3 protein-coding genes are annotated in these 2,915 nt (G+C 40.7%); all 3 read right to left on the bottom strand.

Going from position 1 to position 2,915, the window contains the following annotated elements:
- Positions 1-275 (bottom strand): leucine-rich repeat domain-containing protein (locus DB41_RS13005; protein ID WP_193365246.1); only part of this gene is annotated, 275 nt, incomplete at its 3' end.
- Positions 263-787 (bottom strand): hypothetical protein, encoded by a 525-nt coding sequence (locus tag DB41_RS07685; protein WP_039386103.1) that lies wholly within the window; start codon positions 785-787, stop codon positions 263-265. The genes DB41_RS07685 and DB41_RS13005, both read right to left, overlap by 13 nt.
- A gap of 278 nt (positions 788-1,065) precedes the next feature.
- Positions 1,066-2,915 (bottom strand): leucine-rich repeat domain-containing protein (locus tag DB41_RS07690; RefSeq protein ID WP_155117620.1); only part of this gene is annotated, 1,850 nt, incomplete at its 5' end.

The following is a 2,915-nucleotide window of genomic DNA, read 5'->3' on the forward strand; positions in this document are numbered from 1 at the left end:
TGCGATAAATGACCTATCTCTGCCGGAAGAGTGGTAAGCTGGTTGTTTTTTAAGTAAAGCCATTGCAGCTGAGGAAGCTGCCCTATCTCTACCGGAAGAATGGTCAGTTGGTTATTATCTAAGTAAAGCTCTTCTAGCTGAGATAGCTGCCCTATCTCTACCGCAAGAGTAGTGAGCTGGTTATTGTTTAAATTAAGCTTTTTCAGCTGCGATAAACACCCTATCTCTGGGGGTAGAAAGGTCAGGCCAGATTCAGTTAAATCTAAGCTTTTAATACTTTGCCATGATTTTCAATCCACTCTCTGAAAAGCTCTCCTTTTTTTGTTAAAGGCAAATACTTGATTTTCTCTTGCTCTAAGTACTCCCTTCCACTAGGGAGGTTTTTCCACATTAACAGGCGATTAATGTTTACAAGATAAGAGGTATAGTTAGACAGGGTAAAACACCTTTTTTCCTCAGCTTTACATTTAAATTCCAACTCCATAGGAGACAGTGAGCTAGCTAAAGTAAAGGTTTGTTTAAAGATTGCATTTACCTTTGTTGTTACAGAAAGATCTTCTTCTAGCTTGTAAATCCTATCTAAAATAAGAGTTTGCTCGTTAACATCTCTATGAGGAGCATGCATCTTACCTATTTGCTTGTAAAGGGAAGGCATAACTTCTGTAGCCAGCAAATGTCGCCATCTCGTACAAACGCTAAATAAGGAAGGTGTGACGCAAACCTTTAAAATAGGAGCTAGTATTTCATTAGGTAGATGTTCAAGGGTGATAGATGAGCTAGTATTCATAGTAGGGTCTCCTTTAAGCTTTATGCCTATTTTTAGTTACTCTTAGAGAAATTCGTATATATGGAAAAAGCAAAATAGGCAAGCTAGATTTAAAAACAACTTAGCGCATGCTTAGGCAGGCTAGCAATGCAAACGACCATTAGAAATTGTTTCTATCTTTTAGCAGAGTGAGTCCTGCCCGCTTCGGATGCTATTGGAAGGTTATCTAGATTTTCCACATCTTCCAAATGCATCAATTTATTTCTTTAGTACATTAAGGCAGATACAAACTTTTCCACTTATAGACTAAAACGCTGCTTTATTTCAGCTGGGATGCTTTGCAGCGGATTCCCTTTAAGATTAAGATTTAACCGGTGCCACAGATAACTTAATTCTGACGGAAGAGTGGTTAGCTGGTTATTTTCTAAGTTAAGCTCTTGCAGCCGTGATAAAAGCCCTATCTCTTTAGGAAGGGAGGTGAGTTGGTTATTATCTAAGTTAAGCGTTCTAAGCAGAGAAAGCTGCCTTATCTCTATTGGAAGATTGGTAAGTTGGTTGCCTTTTAAATCAAGCCATTGTAATCGTAACAGCTGCCCTATCTGTGAAGGAAGATTGGTAAGTTGGTTGCCTTTTAAGTCAAGCCTTTGCAGCTGAGACAGCTGACCTATCTGTGAAGGAAGAGTGGCAATTTTGTTGCTGCTTAAATCAAATCTTAAGAGCTGAGACAACTGCCCTATCTCAGTAGGAAGAGTGGTAAGCTGGTTGCTACCTAAGTAAAGCCTTTTCAGCTGAGTAATCTGCCATATCTCTGCCGGAAGAGTGGTGAGCTGGTTGCTGCCTAAGTAAAGCCCATCTAGCTGAGAAAGCTGCCCTATCTCTGAGAGGAGAGTGGTGAGCTGGTTGTCTTTTAAGTAAAGCCAATCTAGCTGTGATAGCCGCCCCATCTCTTTGGGAAGAGAGGTTAGCTGGTTGTTGTTTAAGCAAAGCGTTTTCAGCTGCGATAAACGACCTATCTCTTCCGGAAGAGTGGTAAGCTGGTTATTATTTAAGTAAAGCCTTTTCAGCTGTGATAACTGCCCTATCTCTGCCGGGAGAGAAGTGAGCTCGTTGCTATCTAAATAAAGCTCATCTAGCTGTGATAGCTGCCATACCACTCCCGGAAGAGCGGTAAGCCGATTGTTGTTTAACCAAAGCCTTTTCAGTTGAGATAACTGCCCTATCTCTGCCGAGAGAGGCGCGAGCTCGTTGCTATCTAAGTAAAGCTCATCTAGCTGTGGTAGCTTCCATATCTCAGCCGGAAAAGCGGTGAGCTTATTGTCGCTTAGCCAAAGTATCCGTAGCTGGGAAAGTTGCCCTATCTCTTCAGGAAGAGTGGTGAGTTGGCTGCCGCTTAAATCAAGCTCTTGCAGCCGTGATAGCTGCCCTATCTCTATGGGAAGAATGGCAAGCTGGTTTTTTTTTAAGTTAAGACTTTTCAGCTGAAGTAGCTGCCCTATCTCGGCAGGAAGAGTGGTGAGCTGGTTATTTTCTAAGTTAAGCTCTTGCAGCCGTGATAGCTGTCCTATCTCTATGGGGAGAGCGGTAAGTTGGTTTTGTTCTAAGTTAACACTTTTCAGCTGAAGTAGCTGCCCTATCTCTACAGGTAATAAAGTCAAGCCCATTCTTGTTAAATTTAAGTCTTTAATATCTTTGCCATATCTTTCAATCCAATCTCTAAATAGCTTTCCTTTTGCTTGCAAAGGCAAATACTTGATTGCTTCTTGGCCTAAGTATTCCTTTCCACCAGGGATTTTTTTCCACATTAAAAGGCGGTTAATGTTTATCAGATAAGAAGAGTAATTATTCAGAGTAAAATATCTTTTTTCCTCGGTTACCCATTTAAATTCTAAAGGTGAAAGAGAGCTAGCTAAAGCAAAGATTTGCTTAAAGATCGTGTTGACTTTTGTAACTTCAGGAAGTTCAGCTTCTAATTTATAAATCTTATCCAAAATAAGAGCCTGCTTGTTGACATCTCCTTGAGGAACATGCATCTTGCCTATTTGCTTGTAAAGGGAAGGCATAACTTCTGTAGCCAGCAAATGTCGCCATCTCGTACAAACGCTAAATAAGGAAGGTGTGACGCAAACCTTTAAAATAGGAGCTAGTATTT

Source organism: Neochlamydia sp. TUME1, assembly GCF_000813645.1.
Lineage (GTDB): Bacteria > Chlamydiota > Chlamydiia > Chlamydiales > Parachlamydiaceae > Neochlamydia.